This window comes from Candidatus Mycolicibacterium alkanivorans (assembly GCF_022760805.1).
In the GTDB taxonomy this organism is placed as follows: domain Bacteria; phylum Actinomycetota; class Actinomycetes; order Mycobacteriales; family Mycobacteriaceae; genus Mycobacterium; species Mycobacterium alkanivorans.
This window is the reverse complement of the sequence record NZ_JAIVFL010000001.1, coordinates 4,026,826-4,049,316: the sequence shown is the minus strand read 5'-3', so window position 1 is coordinate 4,049,316 and position 22,491 is coordinate 4,026,826. Positions and strand designations below refer to the sequence as shown.

The 22,491-nt window shown below is 66.8% G+C and carries 13 protein-coding genes; 8 read left to right on the top strand and 5 right to left on the bottom strand.

Going from position 1 to position 22,491, the window contains the following annotated elements:
* Positions 1-1,056 (top strand): putative transposase (locus K9U37_RS19800; protein WP_243073151.1); only part of this gene is annotated, 1,056 nt, incomplete at its 5' end.
* A gap of 175 nt (positions 1,057-1,231) precedes the next feature.
* Here K9U37_RS19800 and K9U37_RS19795 read toward each other — a convergent pair.
* From K9U37_RS19795 to K9U37_RS19775, 5 genes are all read right to left on the bottom strand, one after another.
* Positions 1,232-2,653, bottom strand: a complete 1,422-nt coding sequence (locus tag K9U37_RS19795) for a tyrosine-protein kinase domain-containing protein (protein ID WP_243073150.1) — start codon at positions 2,651-2,653, stop codon at positions 1,232-1,234.
* Between the two features lie 341 nt (positions 2,654-2,994).
* Positions 2,995-4,845, bottom strand: coding sequence for a DUF4012 domain-containing protein (locus K9U37_RS19790; protein ID WP_243073149.1), 1,851 nt, complete (start codon positions 4,843-4,845; stop codon positions 2,995-2,997).
* A 130-nt stretch (positions 4,846-4,975) separates the two neighbouring features.
* Positions 4,976-5,392 carry a hypothetical protein gene (locus K9U37_RS19785; protein WP_243073148.1) on the bottom strand — a complete coding sequence of 139 codons (417 nt, stop codon included), beginning with the start codon at positions 5,390-5,392 and terminating at the stop codon, positions 4,976-4,978.
* Positions 5,393-5,709: 317 nt separating this feature from the next.
* A complete protein-coding gene (locus K9U37_RS19780) occupies positions 5,710-6,657 on the bottom strand; it encodes an alpha/beta fold hydrolase (protein WP_372489546.1) in 948 nt (315 codons plus the stop codon).
* 4 nt (positions 6,658-6,661) lie between these two features.
* Positions 6,662-8,008 carry an ABC1 kinase family protein gene (locus K9U37_RS19775; RefSeq protein WP_243073147.1) on the bottom strand — a complete coding sequence of 449 codons (1,347 nt, stop codon included), beginning with the start codon at positions 8,006-8,008 and terminating at the stop codon, positions 6,662-6,664.
* A 139-nt stretch (positions 8,009-8,147) separates the two neighbouring features.
* On the opposite strand from K9U37_RS19775, the gene K9U37_RS19770 reads away from it, so the two are divergent.
* From K9U37_RS19770 to rpoB, 7 genes are all read left to right on the top strand, one after another.
* Positions 8,148-10,964, top strand: coding sequence for a cation-translocating P-type ATPase (locus K9U37_RS19770; protein WP_243073146.1), 2,817 nt, complete (start codon positions 8,148-8,150; stop codon positions 10,962-10,964).
* Positions 10,965-10,973: 9 nt separating this feature from the next.
* Positions 10,974-15,143, top strand: a complete 4,170-nt coding sequence (locus K9U37_RS19765) for a glycoside hydrolase family 38 N-terminal domain-containing protein (RefSeq protein WP_243073145.1) — start codon at positions 10,974-10,976, stop codon at positions 15,141-15,143.
* Positions 15,144-15,175: 32 nt separating this feature from the next.
* Positions 15,176-16,108 carry an ROK family protein gene (locus K9U37_RS19760; RefSeq protein WP_243073481.1) on the top strand — a complete coding sequence of 311 codons (933 nt, stop codon included), beginning with the start codon at positions 15,176-15,178 and terminating at the stop codon, positions 16,106-16,108.
* A 256-nt stretch (positions 16,109-16,364) separates the two neighbouring features.
* Positions 16,365-16,895 (top strand): 50S ribosomal protein L10, encoded by a 531-nt coding sequence (gene rplJ / locus K9U37_RS19755; RefSeq protein WP_243073144.1) that lies wholly within the window; start codon positions 16,365-16,367, stop codon positions 16,893-16,895.
* A 31-nt stretch (positions 16,896-16,926) separates the two neighbouring features.
* The gene (gene rplL, locus K9U37_RS19750) at positions 16,927-17,316 is read left to right on the top strand and encodes a 50S ribosomal protein L7/L12 (protein ID WP_243073143.1); all 390 of its coding nucleotides are present in this window, start codon (positions 16,927-16,929) and stop codon (positions 17,314-17,316) included.
* Between the two features lie 151 nt (positions 17,317-17,467).
* Positions 17,468-18,517 (top strand): ABC transporter ATP-binding protein, encoded by a 1,050-nt coding sequence (locus K9U37_RS19745; protein ID WP_243073142.1) that lies wholly within the window; start codon positions 17,468-17,470, stop codon positions 18,515-18,517.
* A gap of 417 nt (positions 18,518-18,934) precedes the next feature.
* Entirely contained in the window at positions 18,935-22,432 is a 3,498-nt protein-coding gene (gene rpoB, locus K9U37_RS19740) for a DNA-directed RNA polymerase subunit beta (protein ID WP_243073141.1), read from the top strand.
* The last annotated feature ends 59 nt before the right edge of the window (positions 22,433-22,491 follow it).

Genomic DNA, 22,491 nt, shown 5'->3' with positions numbered 1-22,491 from the left:
CGCCGGGTGCTGGTCGGGTTCGACCGGGGCGGCTGGTCACCGACCCTGTTCGCCGACCTGCACGCGGCCGGGTTCGACACCTTGACCTGGCGCAAAGGCAGCATCGCCGACATCGACGAGCACCAGTTCACCGAGCACACCCACACCGACGAACACGGCCGCACCCACACCTGGGCACTGGCCGACACCCCCGTCGAGTTGCCCCTAACCGACGGGTCCCGCGCCGGTGAGGTGTTCGCGATGCGACAGATCAGCCTGCACGATCGCGCCCGAACCCGCCAGATGCACATCCTGACCACCCGCCGTGATCTGCCGGCCGCGCAGATCCGCTACCGGATGGGATCGCGCTGGCGTCAGGAGAACCACTACCGCTACGCCCGCATGCATTTCGGCCTCGACTCCCACGACAGCTACCGCGCCGCCCAGGACGACCCGGACCGGATGGTGCCCAACCCGGCCAAGAAGCTCGCCTACCAACAGGTCGAAAAAGCCAGGCGGGCACTGCATTTGGCCGAAACCACCCGGGATCGTGAACTGTTGACCGCGTCGACGCCGCCGCCGGGAACCACCACCGTGCTCACCAACGCGATGATCAACACCATCAACACCGACGCCCACACCGCCCACACCGCGCTCGACGCGGCACTGACCGCCCACCAGGGGATCCCCGCCCGGCTACCGCTCGCCCACATCCACCCCGGCCAACAGGTCCTCGACACCGAAACCAAACTGATCCACCACGCCATCCGCATCGCCGCGTTCAACACCGCACAATCGCTGGCCCGGGCGATCCTCACCGACACCGGCTACACCCGCGGCGACGACGAAGCCCACACCCTGATCCGCACCGCCCTGGCCGGCTCAGGCGACATCATCCCCGACCACGACACCAACACCCTGCACATCCGCCTCGACCCGCTACCCGCGCCCCGCCACACCGCCGCCATCGACGAACTCTGCCAAGCCCTCAACGACACCAACACGTCTACACCGTTCAACTTACAGACCCGCCATGCCATGTCCGGAGTCCTGGAGTCAGCAACAAGTCACTATTAGTCGGTTAAGAGGGGTTTGTGTGGTGGTCCCGCCACTTCTGGCGACGATGTCGGGTCCGTCCTCAGCGACGGTTCCCTCGGCATGTCTGCATGCTCGGCCCCAAGGCCCCTCTGGGGCTCTTCCGGGAAGTTTGTGGGTCATGGCTCTTCCGGGAAGTTTGTGGGTCATGGGATTCCTAAGGAGTCTCAGTCTTTTCCGGTGTGTCGGGAGTCGATTCACGTTCCGATTTCTTACTCTCCCCGTAGTGCCTATAGCTATAGCTGTAGTTATAGCTATAGGCACCACCGCCACGTGTTGGCATCATCGTGACCACGGCACCGAGCAGAGACGCGCCGACGCCTGCCAAATTACGTACCGCGTGCTCAACCTGTTCCCGCTTGGTTTGACCGAAGCGTGTCATGATGAGCGCGCCGTCGGCGTTCGCGGCGAGAAGGGCGCTGTCGGTCACCGCGAGCAGGGGCGCCGAGTCGACGATGACATAGTCATACTTTTCGCGTAATTCGCTCAACACGTTCTTGGCGGCCATCGACCCTAGGAGTTCACTGGGATTCGGCGGTGTCGCGCCCGAGGTAAGCACGGTCAATCTGGGAAAGTTCGTTTCTTGCAGCACCTCGGAGAGAGATGCCGCGCCGCTGAGTACCGTGCTGAATCCGGCTTGCCCCACAAGATTGAGATATTTGTCCAGGGAGGGGCGTCGCATATCCCCGTCGACGAGTACAACGTCGTGCTCGGCTTCGGCCAGCGCGAGCGCGATGTTTATCGCAGTGGTGGATTTGCCTTCATTCGGCACCGAGCTGGTGACGACGATTACCCGGGGCGGATTGTCTACCGATAAGAATTGCAGGTTGGTCCGAAGTTTGCGGAATGCTTCGGCGATTGCCGAGGTGTCGTTATCGAACGAGATAGCCGGCTGGTTTCGCCGCACTTTGTCGATTGGTACTGTGCCGACGATGCCGACGCCAGTGATCTCTTCGAGTGTCTCCCGGCTCTTGACGGTGTTGTCGAGGACCTCGCGAATTACGGCGAGACCGACGCCCAGCGACATACCCAGAGCTAGGCCTATCGCGATATTTCGAGCCGTCTTTGGAACCACCGGTTTGCTCGGAACCGAGGCGCGTTGTTCCACGACCACCCGGGCGTCGGGCGCCGCCCCAGGCTTGGGTGTCTCGAGTTCACCCACCATAACCACAAACTCATCGGACAACGCGTTGGCGATGTCGCGGGCGCGGACGGGTGACTCGTCCAAGACCGATACATCGATCAGAACGGTATCGAGTTTCGCCGTCGCCTTGACCCGCTTCTGCAGCGTGGCCGCATCCATGCTGACCCCCAGCTTATCGATAGTTCGTTGGGCCAAAGTCTGACCGGTGAGCAGCTGGGTGAAGGAAGCGACGCGTTCCTGAGACAGCCGATTACCCTGGTAGAGCTCTACCGCGGACGAGCCGGCTGACGTGGAGACGTACAGCCTCGTGGAGGCCTCATACAGCGGAGTTGTGAGAAGTGAGTACGCAATCGCCGCCAAAACCGCCACCAATGCCGTTACGGCGATGGTGATCCATCTCGCTCGCAGCAGCTTTGTAAAGTCCTGAAGATTCACCTCTACCCCTCCCTCGCCGACCGACCAACGGCCTGACACATCATCGTCGACTGTCGCCGAACGCCGGAGCTGCTACACGCCCCCCAGCCCGTCAATACAGCCCCCGGGTGTGGCTGCTTCCGCCCAACACGCATCCTCTCACTCCCAGCGCCGAGACGTTGACGCTACGGGGGCACAAAGAGCTGGCACGGCTGACGTGACCAGGGTGGCATCGGCGCCCGGGACTACGTTCATTCGCCGCGCGGCGCGTTCTCGTCCACGGGCGCTGGGCTGGCGGCGAAGCAGCAATCGATCCGATGCATCGCTTCTGCTTCGTAGCCAGCCAGTGAGGTCGCTCGATTTCACCTCGAGCACACTGGCACCGAGACTTTGGGAGTGAGTTCATCCGCCAACGGCTGAACTGGAACCCGCGCTTTGCCCGGAGCCGTGGGCTCGGAGAGCCGGAAAGTCACTTCAGCAGTCTTTCCGGGCGATATAGCCACTTGAGCTTCAAAGCTCGGATGGCTGCGCTCCGTCGCTCCAAAAACATGGATCTTTTTACCATTGACGACGGCACTGATTATTTGCGCGTCCTTGGTAGCGAGAAGACGGACGGATGTGAGCATGGCGCCCCTTGGGACATTCTCCGAGAGACCAGGAAAGAACCCCAATTTCCCTGCAACATATTCCGGCAGCGGCGACGGATCCGAGAGTGTGTTGGTCAACCGAACGGTGACGGTCGACATTCGTCTATCGCCGTCACAACCGTCGGCGACATACTCGATCTGCCGGTCCAAGTAGTAGTCCATCTTGTTGCCGCCGAGATTGTTGATGACGACTTCAGCGTATGGGGCCGGATCGTCGGGAATCACGTGGGCCAGCGGAGTTTCCTCCAGAAGTTCCTGGTCGGCGGGCGACGAACTCCAGACCGAGATTCGGCGCTCGCTGACCGCTCGACCCAATGCGTCGAACAACTTGCGCGGCGACTCCACCGGCCCGGTGACCTTCTTGACCACTTCAGTGGCTATACCCTGCAGATACTCTTTCCGCGCGGATTGGTCGGTGGGGAATCGGGTGTAGACGGTCGACTCGGTCAGCTCGACGACATTGTCCTTGGTCACCGTCTCGCCGTCCGGCATCGTCACGGGCCCGGTAGCGCCGAGGATGTAGCTCAGAGCGATAGGGTCGAGGGCGATAGCACCGTCGACATTCATTCCCGTCTGTTGTTCCCACATCGACTTCCAAATCTGTGCCGCATACGGGAAGTGGGAACTCTGATTGCTGTTACGGAAATCAGTCGTCGGTTCGGTGAACCCAAACTCTTCGTCGAATTCTGGGCCAAGAGACATCGGTGTGAATGCCTTGTTGAGTTCGGTGTTCGGTCCCAAACTGTCCACACTGGGCCTGCCGTTGTCGAACCGCAGGATCCCAAACCCCCCGAGCAGGCCACCGGTGCCTCGGGCTTCGGCGTTGGTTTGGAAACCCATGAAATAGGTGCGTGGGCCGTCGGCGCCCATCATCGACGGCGCCAGCCGCGCGGCCAAGGCGGTGTTGCCCAGCATTTGTGCGATATTGGCCGTCTGCACTTGTAGTTGTGATCGGGCTTCGCCGAGCGCGGCCAGATAGCGTGGATCCGAAATCGCTTGTGCCTCCGCGTTGAGGCGAGCCGCGCTAGCCGCGATCTTGCTGAGCGCAGGTTCTTCGTTGCGCAATGCCGCCACGTTCAGCCGGCCATTGGCGAGCAACTGATTTGGCGCGACGGTGGTGCCGGCATCCGCGGTGGGTTTCAAGACATCGGCGGTCAGGCCCAGCACCACGTCTGATATCTGTTGACCGGTTTTGAATGGGCGGCCCAACCATGGCACCAAGGAAGCGATGTTCCACGGCAGGGAGTGGGTTGCATCCCGAGCTGCCTGCGCATGCGATTGCGCATCAGCTGCAAATCCTGAAGCACCTGCTGTGTTTCCCTTCAGCAATGCATCTTTGGTCTGCTGTGCGCTGTTGCGTGCCTGTTCGAGGGCGGTCTTCGCTGCGTGCGCTTGGAATCCGAGCCAACAGCCGAACGCGATAACGATGACGAGGACCGCAAGCCCCGCCCAAGCAACATACCGGTGCCTGAGCCAGTGCCGCTCGTCGTTGTCGTTGTCGCCGGTCGAGGTCGTAGCGTCGTCGTTCGACTCGTCGCCGGACGGACGCCGTGAAAAGAGGCCCACTCAGTAATTTCCTCGTGCTCCGGTGCGGTCTGCGCTAGACGCTCGCAGACCGCAGCCACGATAGCTGGCCAATACGGAACAACTCGCCAGCTGCCCGGTTGGCATCTGGCGAGTTGTTCCGTGAATTGCGTTATACGCCGTGGAAGTATGGGCCGACCTGGAACGTCACGGCGATGTTATGGGAAACGGAGAGGATTCCGTCACCCAAGTCCGTAAAGCCGATGGCCTTGACAAATTGACCGGTACCCTCGACGACGACATAAAGGGCCGTGCCGACGAAGATGCCCGTGCCCCTGACCCAGGCCTGGGTTCCGCCGACTAGGCCTTCGACCAGATAGCACCCGACAGCACCCGGGTCGCAAGTGGTCGTCGTCGCGGACGCGGCAGCCTTGGGAACGACGACCGAATCGACGGTGCTCGAGACCGAGTTGCCGAGCCCTTCGGCGAAGACTGAGAGATTCGGCGCTGCGTGAGCGATCGCCGGCGTGATCGTGGCTGCGGTGGCGATCGCCAAAGCCGCAGTTCCCACCTGGAACTTGGTGGACATGGCCGAGAACTTGGCTCCGAGTGCTGTAGTCATCGAGACCCCCCTGAGGATATTTTTTTGCTGTTGAACCTGCGGTTCTTCGGTTCTTCCTGGGCATAGCCTGAGAATTGATAACAGACTCGCATACCACCCCGGCCTTGTCAATCCGAGAAACGGCGTGTTGCCAGGCATTTTGTTGCATGTGTGCCGAAGTCGAGGCTCCGCTACTCAGCTGACACTCTGCTGTAACCTGCTGGAATCAAAGAGCCGGTCAGCTCCCCGCCATGTCAGACGGCCGCAACCGAGAGTCGACCGCCCCTTCCGGGACCGAAAGCGCGCTAGCTGACCTCGGCAAATGTGGTCTTCAGCTCACCGACGATGTCGTCCCACAGCGCTTCAGGCAGATCGTGGGCCATACCGTCGAACAGGACGAGGCGCGCATTCGGGATTGCCGACGCGATCGAGCGGCCGCCCGACGGGCGCATCAGCTTGTCCGCTCGGCCATGGATCACGACAGTGGGCGCGCTGATCTGCTTGTCGTAGCGTTTCAGGCTGCCGCTGCCGAGAACCGCACCGAAATGCCGCGCAATGCCCTGGGGGTAGTGCGCCCGCTCGTAGGCCTCGATCGCCTCGGCGCGGAGCTTCTCTTCGGTTGCCGGATAGCCAGGGGAGCCGATGATCCTGCTGACCCGGATCGAGTTCTCGACGATGACCTCGCGCGGGGAGTTCGGCGGCGGGCCGGTGATCAACGACAGCAATGCCTTCGGCGCCGGCGGCGGCAGCAACGCGGAGTTGTTGGACGAGGAGATGATTCCCAGTGCGTTCGTGCGGTGGGCGTGCTGTGCGGCGAAGATCTGCGCGATCATCCCGCCCATCGATGCGCCGACGACGTGCGCGCGGTCGAGCCCGAGATGGTCGAGCAATGCCGCGGCGTCGTCTGCCATGTGTTCCAGGGTGTACACCGACTTGCTCGGCAGCCCGAAAAACGAACGCGCCAGGCTGGGCACCAGCGCACCGTCAGCGCGGCGGCCGTGCAGCTTCGACGACAACCCCACGTCGCGGTTGTCGTAGCGGATCACCCGATGGCCCTGATCGACCAGGCGTTCGACGAAACCGTTGCGCCACAACAGAAGTTGCGCGCCCAGGCCCATCACCAGCAGCACCGGCGGGTCGCCGGGGTTGCCGATGTCCTCGTAGTAGATCTCCAGGTCCTGGTCTCGTCCGTCCCCCGAGTCGCTGCGCTCCTGCCCCCGAGGAACCTTGGCGGTGCCGGTGCGGATCTCCAAGGTCCTAGACCTCGACGTCGCTCTGATGCTCGCGGCTGACCTCGACCATGAAGTTGGCGAAGTAGCCGGAAAACTGCGGGTCGCTCATCATCTGCCACTTGGGTGCCAGCAGCTTCATGTACCGCTCGACGTAGAGGAACTGCTTGCCGATCAGCACCAGCTCACGCGGCAGCTTGACGTCATAGGCATCGGCCAGTGTCGAGAGCTGCTTGCCGATCTCGGCATACGACATGTCGCCGAGCGTCTTGAGCGTCAAGGGCTCGGCGAACGCCTGGAGGTCCTTGGCGGCCTGTGCCTCCGGCTTGATGGTGCCCACCGCGCCGAGCAGCACCACGATCTTGCCTGCGGTCGCATGGTCCTTCTTGATCAGCAGCGCGTAGATCAGCTCGCGCAGCAGCCAGCGGGTGCGCGGGTCGATGCGGCCCATGATGCCGAAATCGAGGAACACGATGCGGCCGTCGTCGTCGACCAGCAGGTTGCCGGCATGCAGGTCGCCGTGGAACAGGCCGTGCCGCAGCCCGCCCTCGAAGGTGGAGAACAGCAGGGCCTTGACCAGCTCGGTGCCGTCGAAGCCCTGCTTGCGGATCTCCTTGACGTCGTCGATGCGCACGCCGCGCACCTGCTCCATCGTCAGCACCCGCTCGCTGGTGAACTCCCAGTGCACGAGCGGCACCCGGATGTTGCGGCCCAGCGGCGAACCATGCAGGCCCGACACCCAGGCCTCCATCGACCGCGCCTCGATGCGGAAGTCCAACTCCTCGGCCAGGTTGTCGGAGAAGTCAGCCACCACGTCCTGCGCGGAGAGCCGACGGCCTAGCTTGGCCAACTCGACGAGCAGGGCGAAACGTTTGAGGATCTGCAGGTCGGCCGCCACCCGGCGGCGGATGCCCGGTCGCTGGATCTTGACCACGACGTCCTCACCGCTGTGCAGGGTGGCGAAATGCACCTGAGCGATCGAGGCCGACGCGAACGGCTGCTCCTCGAACTCGGCGAACAGCTCGGTGGGCTCGGCGCCCAGCTCCTTCTTGAACAGCTCGTGGACCTCGGCGGTGTCGGCCGGCGGCACCGCGTCGAGCAGGCTGCGGAACTCCCGGGACAGCGGTTCGCCGAACGCCCCGGGGCTGGAGGCGATGATCTGGCCGAACTTGACGTAGGTGGGGCCCAGATCGGCGAAGGTCTGCGGGATCTCCCTGATGACCTTGTCCTGAAAACGGCCACGGCCGGTCAGCTTGGTCAGAACCCGGGCGCCGGTGCGGGTGAGCTGCCAGCCCGTCACGCCGATGCGGGCCGCTTCGACCGGCAACGGAACCCGGTCGAGCTTGGCCACCTCACGGTGTTTGGTGGAACTCATTCTTGCCAGTGTGCCAAACCGGCCCTCATTACCACCAATTTCGCAGTGCCGCAGCGACGCCGGTCACACCGGGGTGTAGACCCGACAGTTCTTGTCCTCGAGAAGCCCGGGTGTGTGTTCCGGGCGCGGATACGCAACGATGAGCGGTGTGGACGGGGCCGCGACGGTGTCTGCCAACCCATCGCTGCGCGCGGCCTCCGATGTCGCCGCGGCGCAGGGCGTCGACCCGCTCGTGGGGTTGTCCGCTGGGGAAGCCGAACGCCGGCTCGCCGCACATGGACCCAACGAACTGCGGGCCGCCCCGCCCGTTCCCCGATGGCGCAAGCTGCTCGAGCAGTTCCGCGACCCGCTGGTCTACCTGCTGATCGTGGCCGTCGTCATCTCACTGGCCGCCTGGATCGCCGAGGGCGCAACCGGGGTTCCGGTCGACGCCGTGGTGATCGCCGCGGTGCTGCTGGTCAACGCGGTGCTCGGCTATCTGCAGCAGGCCCGGGCCGAGAGCGCGGTCGCGGCCCTGCAGTCGATGACCGAGGCCACCTCGACGGTGTTGCGCGACGGGGCGCCGACGGTGGTGCCGTCGCGTGAGCTGGTCGTCGGCGATGTCCTGATGCTTGCCGAAGGAGACGCGGTGGGCGCCGACGGGCGGCTGCTGATGGCCACCGCGTTGAGGGTCGCCGAGGCCGCACTCACCGGTGAGAGTGAACCCGTCGGCAAGTCGGCGGAACCGCTGGACGAGGCCAAACCCTTGGCCGACCGCCGCAACATGGTCTTCCGCGGCACGGCCGTCACACAGGGCACCGGCCTGGCGGTGGTCACCGCCACCGGGATGGCCACCGAGATGGGCGCCATCGCCGAACTGCTGGAGGCCACCGAGACTGAACCCAGCCCGCTGCAGCGCGAACTGGCACAGGTCGGCCGCTACCTGGGGCTCGCGGTCGTCGCGATCGCGGTCGTCGTCATCGCCGTCACCCTCGCGCTCAGCGAGATCCGCACCCTCCACGACCTGGTGACGGTGCTGCTGCTCGGCGTCTCGCTGGCGGTGGCCGCCGTCCCCGAGGGCCTGCCCGCCATCGTCTCGGTGGTGCTCGCCATCGGCGTACAGCGCATGGCGTCGCGCAATGCGATCGTCAAGAGCCTGCACTCGGTGGAGACCCTCGGGTGCGCGACCGTGATCGCCTCCGACAAGACCGGGACGCTGACGCAGAACCAGATGACGATCACCCGGATCCGCACGGCTTCAGGGGAGGTCCAACTCGGCGGGGTCGGCTACCGGCCCGAAGGTGAGGCCCGCGCCGGCGACGCCGAACTCACCGACTCGCCGTTGGCCCGTGAAGCCAGTCTGGCGCTCGCGGTCGGGACGCTGGCCAACAACGCCCGCCTCGAGTTCACCGACGGTCACTGGGACATCCACGGCGACCCCACCGAGGCGGCCTTCCTGGTGGCCGCCCGCAAAGTGGCCGGAACCGTCGAGCGGACACGGCGCTTCAGCCGCTACGCCGAAGTGCCGTTCACCTCCGAACGCAAGATGATGAGCGCGCTCGTCGCCGACGAGGATGGGGACGGCGGCCTGCTGGTGGCCAAGGGCGCCCCAGACGTCCTGCTGCAGCGCTGTCGCGAGGTCCAGGTGGGTGACGAGATTGTGCCCCTTGACTCCGACCGTCGGGCGGCGGCCGTGGCCGACGTCGAGGAGTTGTCCGGTCAGGGGTTCCGAACCCTGGCGGTGGCGTACCGCCACATGGAGGCCGAGGGCCGGTCGCCGAGCCTCGGCGAGGCCGACGAGTGCGACCTCGTCTATGCCGGGATCGTCGGAATCATCGACCCGCCGCGGACAGGTGTGGTCGAGGCGGTCGCCGACGCACAGCGCGCCGGCGTCCGAGTGCTGATGATCACCGGCGATCATCCGGGCACCGCTCGCCGGATCGCCGAAGACCTCACCATCGTCGAGCCGGGCGCACCGGTGATGACGGGTCGCGAACTCGACACAGTGCCGCAGAGCGATCTCGCCGAGACCGTGGGCGCCGTGTCGGTGTACGCGCGGGTGGCGCCCCGCCACAAGCTGCAGATCGTCGAAGCTCTGCAGGCTCGCGGTGAAGTGGTCGCCATGACCGGCGACGGGGTCAACGACGCCCCTGCGCTCAAAGCTGCCGACATCGGAATCGCGATGGGCCGCAACGGAACTGCGGTGGCGCGGCAGGCCGCGAAGATGATCCTCGCCGATGACGACTTCACCACGATCGTCGCCGCGGTGCGACAGGGCCGGGTGATTTTCGACAACATCCGCAAGTTCATGCGGTACCTGTTGTCGTCCAACCTCGGTGAGGTTTTCACCGTCTTCTTCGGCGTTCTGCTGGCCGAGTCGATCGGCATGACCGGCGAGGGGCGGCCGGGGGTGGTGCTGCCGTTGCTGGCGACGCAGATCCTGTGGATCAACCTGGTCACCGATTCCGCGCCGGCACTGGCCATGGGCGTCGACCCGGAAATCGACGACGTCACCGCCCGGCCGCCGAGGCGGGTGACCGACCGACTCGTCGACGCCGGCATGTGGCGGGGCATCGTGTTCGTCGGGCTCGTCATGGCCGCCGTCACCCTGCTGTCGATGGACATGGTCCGCCCCGGCGGGCTGGTCGGCGGGGTCGGCACGCTCGAACAGGCGCGCACGGTGGGCTTCTGCACCCTGGTGTTCGCCCAGCTGTTCAACACACTGAACGCTCGATCGGCGGTCGCCAGCGCGTTTTCGCACATGTTCACCAACCGGTGGCTGTGGGCGTCGTTGCTCTTGGGTGTGGTGCTGCAGGTCGCCGTGGTCGAATTGCCGGCCCTGCAGAAGGCCTTCGGGACGGTGCCGCTGACGCCGGCGCAGTGGGCGATCGCTGCCGCGATGGCTTCGGTGGTCCTCGTCTGCGAGGAGGGGCGCAAGCTGGTGGTTCGCCTGGCTGGACGAAGAAGCGGGCCGTAGATGGGCCGCGTGCGTGTGACCTTCGCGGAGTCGACGGAGCTGTTCGTCGGCCCGCCCGACGTGCCGCTTCAGCTGGTTCGCGTCGGTTATGCCGACTCCTCCGGTGGTGTGATCCGGGTGGAGGGCGAGGGGCTCTCCGGTGAGGCGTCGGTCTCCGTTGGCGACGGTGTGGTGGAGGTCCCGGTTGCCGTGCAGCGCGCCGTGGTGGGGGAGCGCCGCGCCGCGCGGGCGGAGGGGTTCGCGTTCGAGTTCGCCGTGGCCGAGCCCGGCTGGACGATGTACATGATCAGCCACTTCCACTACGACCCGGTGTGGTGGAACACCCAGGGCGCCTACACCAGCGTGTGGCACGAGGAACCACCCGGCCGGGCCCGGCAGAACAACGGCTTCGCGCTGGTGGCCGCCCACCTCGAAATGGCGCGCCGCGACCCCGATTACAAGTTCGTGCTGGCCGAGGTCGACTACCTCAAGCCGTACTTCGATACCCACCCCGAAGACCGCGCCGACCTTCGGCGGTTCATCGCGCAGGGCCGCGTGGAGGTGATGGGCGGCACCTACAACGAGCCCAACACCAACCTGGTGGGCCCCGAGACGGTGATCCGGAACTTCGTGCACGGCATCGGGTTTCAGCGCGACGTCCTCGGTGCACACCCGGCGACCGCGTGGCAGCTCGACGTGTTCGGCCACGACCCGCAGTTCCCCGGCATGGCCGCCGACGCCGGGCTGACGTCGAGCTCGTGGGCGCGCGGCCCGCACCACCAGTGGGGGCCGATGGCCAGCCGGAATGGACAAGCCGGCGACCCGCGGCGCATGCAGTTCCACAGCGAGTTCGAGTGGATCGCACCGTCGGGGCTGGGGTTGTTGACCCACTACATGCCCGCCCACTACTCGGCCGGCTGGTGGATGGACTCCTCGGCGTCGTTGGAGGAGGCCGAGGCGGCCACGTTCGAATTGTTCACCGGGCTGAAATCGGTGGCGCTGACCCGCAATGTGCTGCTGCCGGTCGGCACCGACTACACCCCGCCGAACGCGTGGGTGACCGAGATCCACCGGGACTGGAACTCCCGCTACACCTGGCCGCGGTTCGTCTGCGCGCTGCCGAGTGAGTTCTTCGCCGCCGTGCGCGCCGAAGGTGTTGCGCCCTCGCCGCAGACCCGCGACATGAACCCGATCTACACCGGCAAGGACGTCTCCTACATCGACGCCAAGCAGGCCAACCACGCCGCGGAGGATGTGGTGCTGGGCGCCGAACGCTTCGCCGTGTTCGCCGCGCTGCTGACCGGGGCCCGCTATCCGGAAGCCGCGCTGGCCAAGGCGTGGGTGCAACTGGCCTTCGGCGCCCACCACGACGGCATCACCGGCTCGGAATCCGACCAGGTCTACCTCGACCTGCTCACCGGGTGGCGCGACGCCTGGGAACTGGGCGGTGGCGCGCGGGCCGCCGCCCTGGGCCTGCTGTCGAAGGCGGTGGCCCGGGCCGCCGGCGAGCTGGTGGTGTGGAACCCGTTGGCGCACAAGCGAACCGGCATCGTCACCGCGCGTCTGGACGCGCCGGTGGCCGGGGGAGTGGCGGTGGTCGACGCCGACGGTGCCGAACTGCCCGCCGTGGTGTCCGAGGACGGCCACCTGGTGAGCTGGCGGGCGGCCGACGTGCGGTCGCTGGGCTGGCGCACCTACCGGATGGTGCAAACCGCTGCTGATTCGGGCTGGAAGCCGTTGCACTGCAACGAGATTGCCAACGATTATCACCGGCTGCGGGTCGACCCGGCCCGCGGGGGCGGGGTGGTGTCGCTGGTCGACCTCGACGACGACGTCGAACTCATCGCGACCGGCGGGGTCGGCAACGAACTGGCGATCTACGAGGAATACCCCGCCCACCCGCAAGCCGGGGAAGGCCCGTGGCATCTGCTGCCCCAGGGGGCCGTCGAATGCTCCTCGGCGACCGCCGCCGACTCCGTGCAGGCTTACCGCAGCGCCCTGGGTGAGCGGATCGTCGTACGCGGCCACATCGGCGACATCCTGCGCTACACCCAAACCCTGACGCTGTGGCACGGCATCGACCGGGCGGACATCAGCATCACGATCGACGAGTTCACCGGGGCCGACCGGTTGGTGCGGCTGCGCTGGCCGTCCCCGGTGCCCGGCGCGCTGCCGGTCAGCGGGGTGGGCGACGCGGTCGTCGGCCGCGGATTCGGCCTGCTCCACGACCACAGCACCGGCGAGGACCGCGCGGTCGACTCCGCCGAACATCCCTGGACCCTGGACAACCCGGCGCACGGCTGGTTCGGCCTGTCCTCGGCGGTACGGATCCGGATCGGGTCGGATGTTCGGGCGGTCTCGGTGGCCGAAGTGGTGGTGCCCGCCGAGGGCACCCCCAGCGCCCGTGAGTTGATGGTGGCGTTGGTGCGCGCCGGCGTCACCGCCACCTGCAGCAGCGCGGTGCACCCGCGCTACGGGCATCTCGACGTCGACTCCAACCTGCCGGACGCGCGGTTTGCGCTGGGCGGGCCGGACGAAAACGCTTTCACCGCTGAGGTTCTCGAGGCCGCCGACCACACCTACACCGCGGAGCTGCACCGCCAGCTCGCCGCCACCGGGCAGGCCCGGGTCTGGGTTCCCGCTGCCCAGCCGCTGGCCGCTGTATGGCGACCCGACGCCGACCTGCGCGACCCGCTGGCCCTGCCGGTGTTGATCGTCGCCGGGCACTGGGCCGGCGGACTGACCGCTGCCGTCGCCGCCGTCGTCGACGACCTCGACGACGCCCAGATCGAGGTCACCCAGACCGCCCCCGCGGACTGCGGTGACTTCGAGCCGCGCACCGTCGCCCTGATCAACCGCGGCGTACCGGGATTCGCCGTCGAGCCCGACCACACCCTGCACAGCTCGCTGATGCGCTCGTGCACCGGCTGGCCCTCCGGGGTGTGGATCGACCCGCCGCAACGCAAGGCCCCCGACGGCTCCAACTTGCAGCTGCAGCACTGGACGCACACCTTCGACTTCGCGCTGGTGTCCGGCGACGGCGACTGGCGAGATTGCGAAATACCTTCGCGCAGCGCCGAATTCAACCACCCGATGGTGTGCGTGGTGGCTGACGGGGGAGTTGGCGCACTGCCGGCCGACGGCTCCCTGCTGACCGTCGACCCCGCAGGCGCGGTGGCACTCGGTGCCCTCAAAGTCGGCGGCAACCCGACCGCGATCGGCAGCTCCGCAGCCGTCGACCCCGAGGACGTCACCATCCGTCTCGTCGAAACCCGTGGCAGCACAACCGAGGTCACGCTGTGCTCCGAGGTGGGCACGGTGACCTCGGTGGTGTCCGCCGACCTGCTGGAGCGGGCCCGCGGCGACGAGCACGCACTGAGCCTGCGCGGCTACCAGATCGCCACCGTGCTGGCGCGCATGGACGTGCCAAGGGTGTTCGACGCCCACGGCGCCGCGCTGGCGCCCGACGCCGAGGACGCCCAACCGCTGTACGCGCGGTACTGGCTGCACCACCGCGGTCCCGCCCCGCTCGGTGGGCTGCCCGCCGTGGCGCACCTGCACCCCGAGACGGTCCTGGCCCAGCCGGGAGAACGGCTGACGCTGCGGCTCACCGCGGCCAGCGACTGCAGCGACGCCACGCTGAACGGCTCGGTGCGGCTGCGCTGCCCGCGCGGCTGGGCGGCCGAACCCGGCGAGCTGGCCTTCGAGCTGCCCGCGCGAGACCACCGCGAGGCCGACATCGAGCTGAGCGTGCCGGCCGACGCCGAACCCGGCGACTACCCGGTGCGCGCCCAGCTCAAGCTCGGCGGCGACGTGCCCCAGGCGTGGCGGCAGACCGTCGAGGACGTCTGCGTGGTGACCGTCGGCGCCGAGGCGCGCGGGGAACTGGTGCGGCTGGTGACCGAACCGGACGACGTCGTCGTCGCACCCGGGGACACCGCCCGGCTGACCGTCACCGTCGCCGGCGACGCCCGCGCCGACCTCGCCCTCGAAGCCCACCTGATCAGCCCGTGGGGCACCTGGGAGTGGATGGGCCCGGCCGCCGTCGGCGAAGTGCTGCGAGCCGGCGCCGCCGTCGAGGTGGGCTTCGACATCGCGCCGCCGCCGTGGCTGGCGCCCGGGCGGTGGTGGGCGTTGATCCGGATCGGCTGCGCGGGCCGGCTGCTGTACACCCCGGCCGTGACGGTGACGGTCCGATGAGCGTGGCGGCCACCGTAGCCGGAACGCCGGTCATGGCCACGCTCGTTGTGGACATCGGCGGCACCAAGATCGCCGCCGGACTCGTCGACCCCGACGGACAGCTGCTCTACGAAACCCGCCGGCCCACGCCGCACAGCGATGACGCCGAAAAGGTTTGGGCTGCAGCCGAATCCACCATCGTTGACGCGCTGGCCGCGGCGGGCGGGCGGGTCGACGGCGTCGGGATATCGTCAGCCGGCCCGATCCACCCGGCCGACGGAACCATCAGCCCGCTCAACATCTCGGCCTGGCGCGGCTTCCCGATCCGCGAGCGGGTCAGCGCTGCGGTCCCCGGGGTGCCGGTGCGCCTGGGTGGGGACGGCCTGTGCATGGCGCTCGGCGAGCACTGGCGCGGCGCCGGACAGGGCGCCGCATTCATGCTCGGCATGGTGGTCTCCACCGGCATCGGCGGCGGGCTGGTGCTCGACGGGACTGCGTACGGCGGCCGCACCGGGAACGCGGGGCACGTCGGGCACGTCATCGTCGACCCCAACGGCCCGCCGTGCTTTTGCGGTGCCCGCGGCTGCGTGGAGGCGATTGCCAGCGGTCCGCACCTGGCGGCCTGGGCCAGGGAGCAGGGCTGGGCGGGCGCGGACGCCAAGGAACTCGCCGACGCCGCATCGGGTGGAGACGAGATCGCGTTGCGGGCGTTTCGCCGGGGCGCGACGGCGATCGCCGCGATGATCGCCTCGGTGGCCGCGGTGTGCGACCTCGACCTGGTGGTCATCGGCGGGGGAGTCGCCAAGGCCGGCCCGGTGCTGTTCGACCCGCTGCGCGAGGCGCTGGGGACTTACGCCCGGCTGGACTTCATCGCCGGGCTGCAGGTGGTGCCCGCCGCGCTCGGCGAGGCCGGCCTGGTGGGCGCGGCCGCCCTGCTGCGCGAGCCCGGCGAGCAGACACAAACGCACCCGACACGCCGCGGATAACGGCACTTTTGCGTCTGCTCGCGGGAGAGCAATTAGGAGTTGCGCGGGGCGTCACGCTATTCTGGGCGGGTTCCACCGAAGACCGTCGGTCACCGAGCAATCGGTTGAAGGTCCGGACCTGTCCGGACGGCCCACGCAGGAGGACGAGGTCAGCCCGCAGTAGCACTGCGGTTTCTGTGCGCCCCGGCCCATCTGCGCCGGGGCGTTCGTGCGTTCTGGGTCTTCCGGCGGTGTAAACCACCACAAGGAGGCATGTATGGCCAAGGCTGACAAGGCCACCGCGGTTGCCGACATCGCCGAACAGTTCAAAGAGGCCACGGCCACCGTCGTCACCGAGTATCGCGGCCTGACCGTGGCCAACCTGGCCGAGCTGCGTCGCTCGCTGGGCGGCAGCGCCACCTACACCGTCGCCAAGAACACGCTCGTCAAGCGTGCCGCGGCGGAGGCCGGGATCGAAGGTCTCGACGAGCTGTTCGCCGGTCCGACCGCCATCGCGTTCGTCCAGGGTGAGCCCGTCGACGCCGCCAAGGCGATCAAGAAGTTCGCCAAGGACAACAAGGCCCTGATCATCAAGGGCGGCTACATGGACGGCCGCGCGCTGTCCCTGTCCGAAGTCGAGCGCATCGCCGACCTCGAGTCGCGCGAGGTGCTGCTGGCCAAGCTGGCCGGCGCGATGAAGGGCAACATGGCCAAGGCCGCTGGCCTGTTCAACGCTCCGGCGTCGCAGGTCGCCCGACTGGTCGCCGCTCTGCACGAGAAGAAGTCCGGCGAAGAATCCGCCGCCTGAGACACCACGCAAACACTGAAAGGAAACAACCATGGCAAAGCTCAGCACTGACGAACTGCTCGACGCCTTCAAGGAGATGACCCTCCTGGAGCTGTCGGATTTCGTGAAGAAGTTCGAAGAGGTCTTCGAGGTCACCGCGGCCGCTCCGGTTGCCGTTGCCGCCGCCGGCCCCGCCGGTGGTGCCCCCGCCGAGGCCGCCGAGGAGCAGTCGGAGTTCGACGTCATCCTCGAGGGTGCCGGTGAGAAGAAGATCGGCGTCATCAAGGTCGTCCGCGAGATCGTCTCCGGCCTGGGCCTCAAGGAGGCCAAGGACCTCGTCGACGGCGCTCCCAAGGCGCTGCTCGAGAAGGTCACCAAGGAGGCCGCCGAGGACGCCAAGGCCAAGCTCGAGGCCGCCGGCGCTTCGGTCACCGTCAAGTAGTTCTCGAACCACGAAATCCCCCGCGGGCCGGCACTGGCCGCGGGGGATTTTCGTATCTCAAACTCAATGCCCACAAATCGCCGTGCGCTAGAGTGACTCGAACCACAGGCCATCGAGTCAGTGGGCGCCGGTGTGGGCGAAAGGATTTCGCGTGGGCATTGCTATTCAGGTTGAGGGGCTCACGAAGTCGTTCGGATCCCAGCGAATCTGGGAGGACGTAACGCTGGACATCCCCGCCGGCGAAGTCAGCGTGCTGCTCGGCCCGTCCGGAACCGGTAAGTCGGTGTTCCTCAAGTCGCTGATCGGTCTGCTGCGCCCCGAGCGCGGCAAGATCATTGTCGACGGAACGGACATCATTCAGTGCTCGGCCAAGGAGCTCTACGAGATCCGCACGCTGTTCGGCGTCATGTTCCAGGACGGCGCGCTGTTCGGCTCGATGAGCCTGTTCGACAACACCGCCTTCCCGCTTCGTGAGCACACGAAGAAGAAGGAGAGCGAGATCCGCCAGATCGTCATGGAGAAGCTCGACCTGGTCGGCCTCGCCGGTGACGAGAACAAGTTCCCGGGCGAGATCTCCGGCGGTATGAAGAAGCGCGCCGGTCTGGCCCGCTCGCTGGTGCTCGACCCGCAGATCATCCTCTGCGACGAGCCCGACTCGGGTCTGGACCCCGTCCGCACCGCCTACCTGAGCCAGCTGCTCATCGACATCAACGCTCAGATCGACGCCACGATCCTGATCGTGACCCACAACATCAACATCGCCCGTACCGTGCCGGACAACATGGGCATGCTCTTCCGCAAGCGCCTGGTCATGTTCGGTCCCCGCGAGGTCCTGCTGACCAGCGACGAGCCGGCGGTCAAGCAGTTCCTCAACGGCCGCCGCATCGGCCCGATCGGCATGTCGGAGGAGAAGGACGAGTCGACGATGGCCGTAGAGCAGGCCCTGCTCGACGCCGGCCACCACGACGGTGGTGTGGAGGACATCGTGGGCGTGCCGCCGCAGATCGTCGCCACCCCCGGCATGCCGGACCGTCAGGCGGTCCACCGCCGTCAGGCCCGGGTGCGCCAGATCCTCAACACGCTGCCGCCCAAGGCGCAGCAGGCCATCCTCGACGACCTGGAAGGCACCCACAAGCTGCCGACCCCCACCTTCGTCGGCGAGCCGGCCCGCGCCGCCCACGCCGACGACGCCACCAGCTGAGTCCGTGGCGTAGAACCTCGGGATGACCGGCATTCAGCACCCGCCGATATGCACTTATCCACACCAAACACCGCGTTGACCCTTGACGGAAAGGCCCAAACCGGTCAGTCTGTTGTCCAGCATGTGTGCGTGGGGAGCTAGACCGCCAGCCAGCGCCAGCCTGCCCAGCATGCGGTTGTTGAGGAATGCGCCGTTCTGCGCTATTGTTGGACGTTGCGCTGGCTGCCTCCTGCCCACCTCAACCCGCACCTGACACCGTGGTCCACGTCTGAGCCAAGACACTCCAGCTCAGAGACCTATTCGTGTGCCGTGTGATCCGGGGAAAAGGCTGGGGCCTCGAGAAGGCCAGCCGAACCGACGCAGGATATCAGCGGCCAACGGACCCGGCAGCCTTTGCCATCCAGACCGTCGCATTAGGTGCTGGAAGGATGCATCTTGGCAGTCTCTAGCCAAAGCAAATCGACTACTACTTCTAACTCCGTTCCCGGAGCCCCGGCGCGGGTTTCCTTCGCCAAGCTGCGTGAACCTTTGGAGGTTCCCGGCCTGCTCGATGTGCAAACCGATTCCTTCAAGTGGTTGATCGGTGCCGACGAGTGGCGTCAGAAGGCCACCGCCCTGGGCGACCCCAGCCCGGTGGGCGGCCTCGAAGAGGTCCTTGCCGAGCTGTCGCCCGTCGAGGACTTCTCCGGCTCGATGTCGCTGAGTTTGTCCGACCCGCGTTTCGACGAGGTCAAGGCCCCGGTCGACGAGTGTAAAGACAAGGACATGACGTACGCGGCCCCGCTGTTCGTCACGGCCGAGTTCATCAACAACAACACCGGCGAGATCAAGAGCCAGACGGTGTTCATGGGTGACTTCCCGATGATGACCGAGAAGGGCACCTTCATCATCAACGGCACCGAGCGTGTCGTGGTCAGCCAGCTGGTCCGCTCGCCGGGTGTGTACTTCGACGAGGCCATCGACAAGTCCACCGAGAAGACGCTGCACAGCGTCAAGGTGATCCCCGGCCGCGGTGCGTGGCTGGAGTTCGACGTCGACAAGCGCGACACCGTCGGCGTCCGCATCGACCGCAAGCGCCGCCAGCCGGTCACCGTGCTGCTCAAGGCGCTCGGCTGGACCAACGAGCAGATCCGCGAGCGCTTCGGCTTCTCCGAGATCATGATGTCGACGCTGGAGAAGGACAACACCGCCGGCACCGACGAGGCGCTGCTGGACATCTACCGCAAGCTGCGTCCGGGTGAGCCCCCGACCAAGGAGTCCGCGCAGACCCTGCTGGAGAACCTGTTCTTCAAGGACAAGCGCTACGACCTGGCCCGCGTGGGCCGCTACAAGGTCAACAAGAAGCTGGGCCTCAACGCCGGCCAGCCGATCACCAGCTCGACGCTGACCGAAGAGGACATCGTCGCCACCATCGAGTACCTGGTGCGCCTGCACGAGGGTCAGGCCACGATGACCGCCCCCGGCGGCGTGGAGGTTCCCGTCGAGGTCGACGACATCGACCACTTCGGCAACCGTCGTCTGCGCACTGTGGGCGAGCTGATCCAGAACCAGATCCGGGTGGGCCTGTCCCGCATGGAGCGCGTCGTCCGTGAGCGGATGACCACCCAGGACGTCGAGGCGATCACGCCGCAGACCCTGATCAACATCCGTCCCGTCGTGGCGGCGATCAAGGAGTTCTTCGGCACCAGCCAGCTCTCGCAGTTCATGGACCAGAACAACCCGCTGTCGGGTCTGACCCACAAGCGCCGCCTGTCGGCGCTGGGCCCGGGTGGTCTGTCCCGTGAGCGCGCCGGCCTGGAGGTCCGCGACGTGCACCCCAGCCACTACGGCCGGATGTGCCCGATCGAGACCCCCGAGGGTCCGAACATCGGTCTGATCGGCTCGCTGTCGGTGTACGCGCGGGTCAACCCGTTCGGCTTCATCGAGACGCCGTACCGCAAGGTCGTCGACGGTGCCGTCACCGACGAGATCCACTACCTGACCGCCGACGAGGAGGACCGCCACGTTGTGGCGCAGGCCAACTCGCCGACCGACGCCGACGGCCGCTTCACCGAGGACAAGGTGCTGGTCCGCCGCAAGGGTGGCGAGGTCGAGTACGTCAGCGCCGTCGAGGTCGACTTCATGGACGTCTCGCCGCGCCAGATGGTGTCGGTCGCGACGGCGATGATCCCGTTCCTCGAGCACGACGACGCCAACCGTGCCCTGATGGGTGCCAACATGCAGCGCCAGGCGGTTCCGCTGGTGCGCAGCGAGGCACCGCTGGTGGGTACCGGCATGGAGCTGCGCGCCGCGATCGACGCCGGCGACGTCGTCGTGACCGACAAGGCCGGTGTGGTCGAGGAGGTCTCCGCCGACTACATCACCGTGATGGCCGACGACGGCACCCGGCACACCTACCGGATGCGCAAGTTCGCCCGGTCCAACCACGGCACCTGCGCCAACCAGCGGCCGATCGTGGACGCCGGGCAGCGAGTCGAGTCGGGCCAGGTGCTCGCCGATGGGCCGTGCACCGAGAACGGTGAGATGGCGCTGGGCAAGAACCTGCTCGTGGCCGTCATGCCGTGGGAGGGGCACAACTACGAGGACGCGATCATCCTGTCCAACCGCCTGGTTGAGGAGGACGTGCTCACCTCGATCCACATCGAGGAACACGAGATCGATGCCCGCGACACCAAGCTGGGCGCCGAGGAGATCACCCGGGACATCCCGAACGTCTCCGACGAGGTGCTGGCCGATCTCGACGAGCGCGGCATCATCCGCATCGGCGCCGAGGTCCGCGACGGCGACATCCTGGTCGGCAAGGTCACGCCCAAGGGCGAGACCGAGCTGACCCCCGAGGAGCGCCTGCTGCGCGCCATCTTCGGTGAGAAGGCCCGCGAGGTTCGCGACACGTCGCTGAAGGTGCCGCACGGTGAGTCCGGCAAGGTCATCGGCATCCGGGTGTTCTCCCGCGAGGACGACGACGAGCTGCCCGCCGGTGTCAACGAGCTGGTCCGCGTCTACGTGGCCCAGAAGCGCAAGATCTCCGACGGCGACAAGCTCGCCGGACGCCACGGCAACAAGGGCGTCATCGGCAAGATCCTGCCCATCGAGGACATGCCGTTCCTGCCGGACGGGACCCCCGTGGACATCATCCTGAACACCCACGGTGTGCCCCGACGGATGAACATCGGCCAGATCCTGGAGACCCACCTCGGGTGGGTGGCCAAGGCCGGCTGGAAGGTCGAGGGCGAGCCCGAGTGGGCGGCGAAGCTACCCGAGGACATGCTGGAGGCCCAGCCGGACACCATCGTCTCGACGCCGGTGTTCGACGGTGCCCGCGAGGAGGAGCTGCAGGGTCTGCTGAGCTCGACGCTGCCCAACCGCGACGGCGAGGTTCTGGTCAACGGTGACGGCAAGGCCGTGCTGTACGACGGCCGCAGCGGCGAACCGTTCCCGTACCCGGTGACGGTCGGCTACATGTACATCCTCAAGCTGCACCACCTGGTGGACGACAAGATCCACGCCCGCTCGACCGGCCCGTACTCGATGATCACCCAGCAGCCGCTGGGCGGTAAGGCGCAGTTCGGTGGTCAGCGGTTCGGTGAGATGGAGTGCTGGGCCATGCAGGCCTACGGCGCGGCGTACACGCTGCAGGAGCTCTTGACCATCAAGTCCGACGACACCGTCGGCCGGGTCAAGGTCTACGAGGCGATCGTCAAGGGCGAGAACATCCCCGAGCCGGGCATTCCGGAGTCGTTCAAGGTGCTGCTCAAGGAGCTGCAGTCGCTGTGCTTGAACGTCGAGGTGCTGTCTTCGGACGGCGCGGCGATCGAGATGCGTGACGGTGACGACGAGGACCTGGAGCGCGCTGCGGCGAACCTCGGAATCAACCTGTCCCGCAACGAATCCGCGTCCGTCGAGGACCTGGCCTGAGCGCGGGCGTTGCCCGCGTTCTGTAGTTAGTTTTCTAGTCCCGAAAGGGGAAAGGGAGT

Bases quoted from the DNA above. Each gene is read 5' to 3' on its own strand.
- K9U37_RS19770 (WP_243073146.1), top strand. From the start codon at position 8,148: ATGAGCGGTGTGGACGGGGCCGCGACGGTGTCTGCCAACCCATCGCTG.
- rplL (WP_243073143.1), top strand. From the start codon at position 16,927: ATGGCAAAGCTCAGCACTGACGAACTGCTCGACGCCTTCAAGGAGATG.
- K9U37_RS19785 (WP_243073148.1), bottom strand. From the start codon at position 5,392: ATGTCCACCAAGTTCCAGGTGGGAACTGCGGCTTTGGCGATCGCCACC.
- rplJ (WP_243073144.1), top strand. From the start codon at position 16,365: ATGGCCAAGGCTGACAAGGCCACCGCGGTTGCCGACATCGCCGAACAG.
- K9U37_RS19775 (WP_243073147.1), bottom strand. From the start codon at position 8,008: ATGAGTTCCACCAAACACCGTGAGGTGGCCAAGCTCGACCGGGTTCCG.
- K9U37_RS19760 (WP_243073481.1), top strand. From the start codon at position 15,176: ATGGCCACGCTCGTTGTGGACATCGGCGGCACCAAGATCGCCGCCGGA.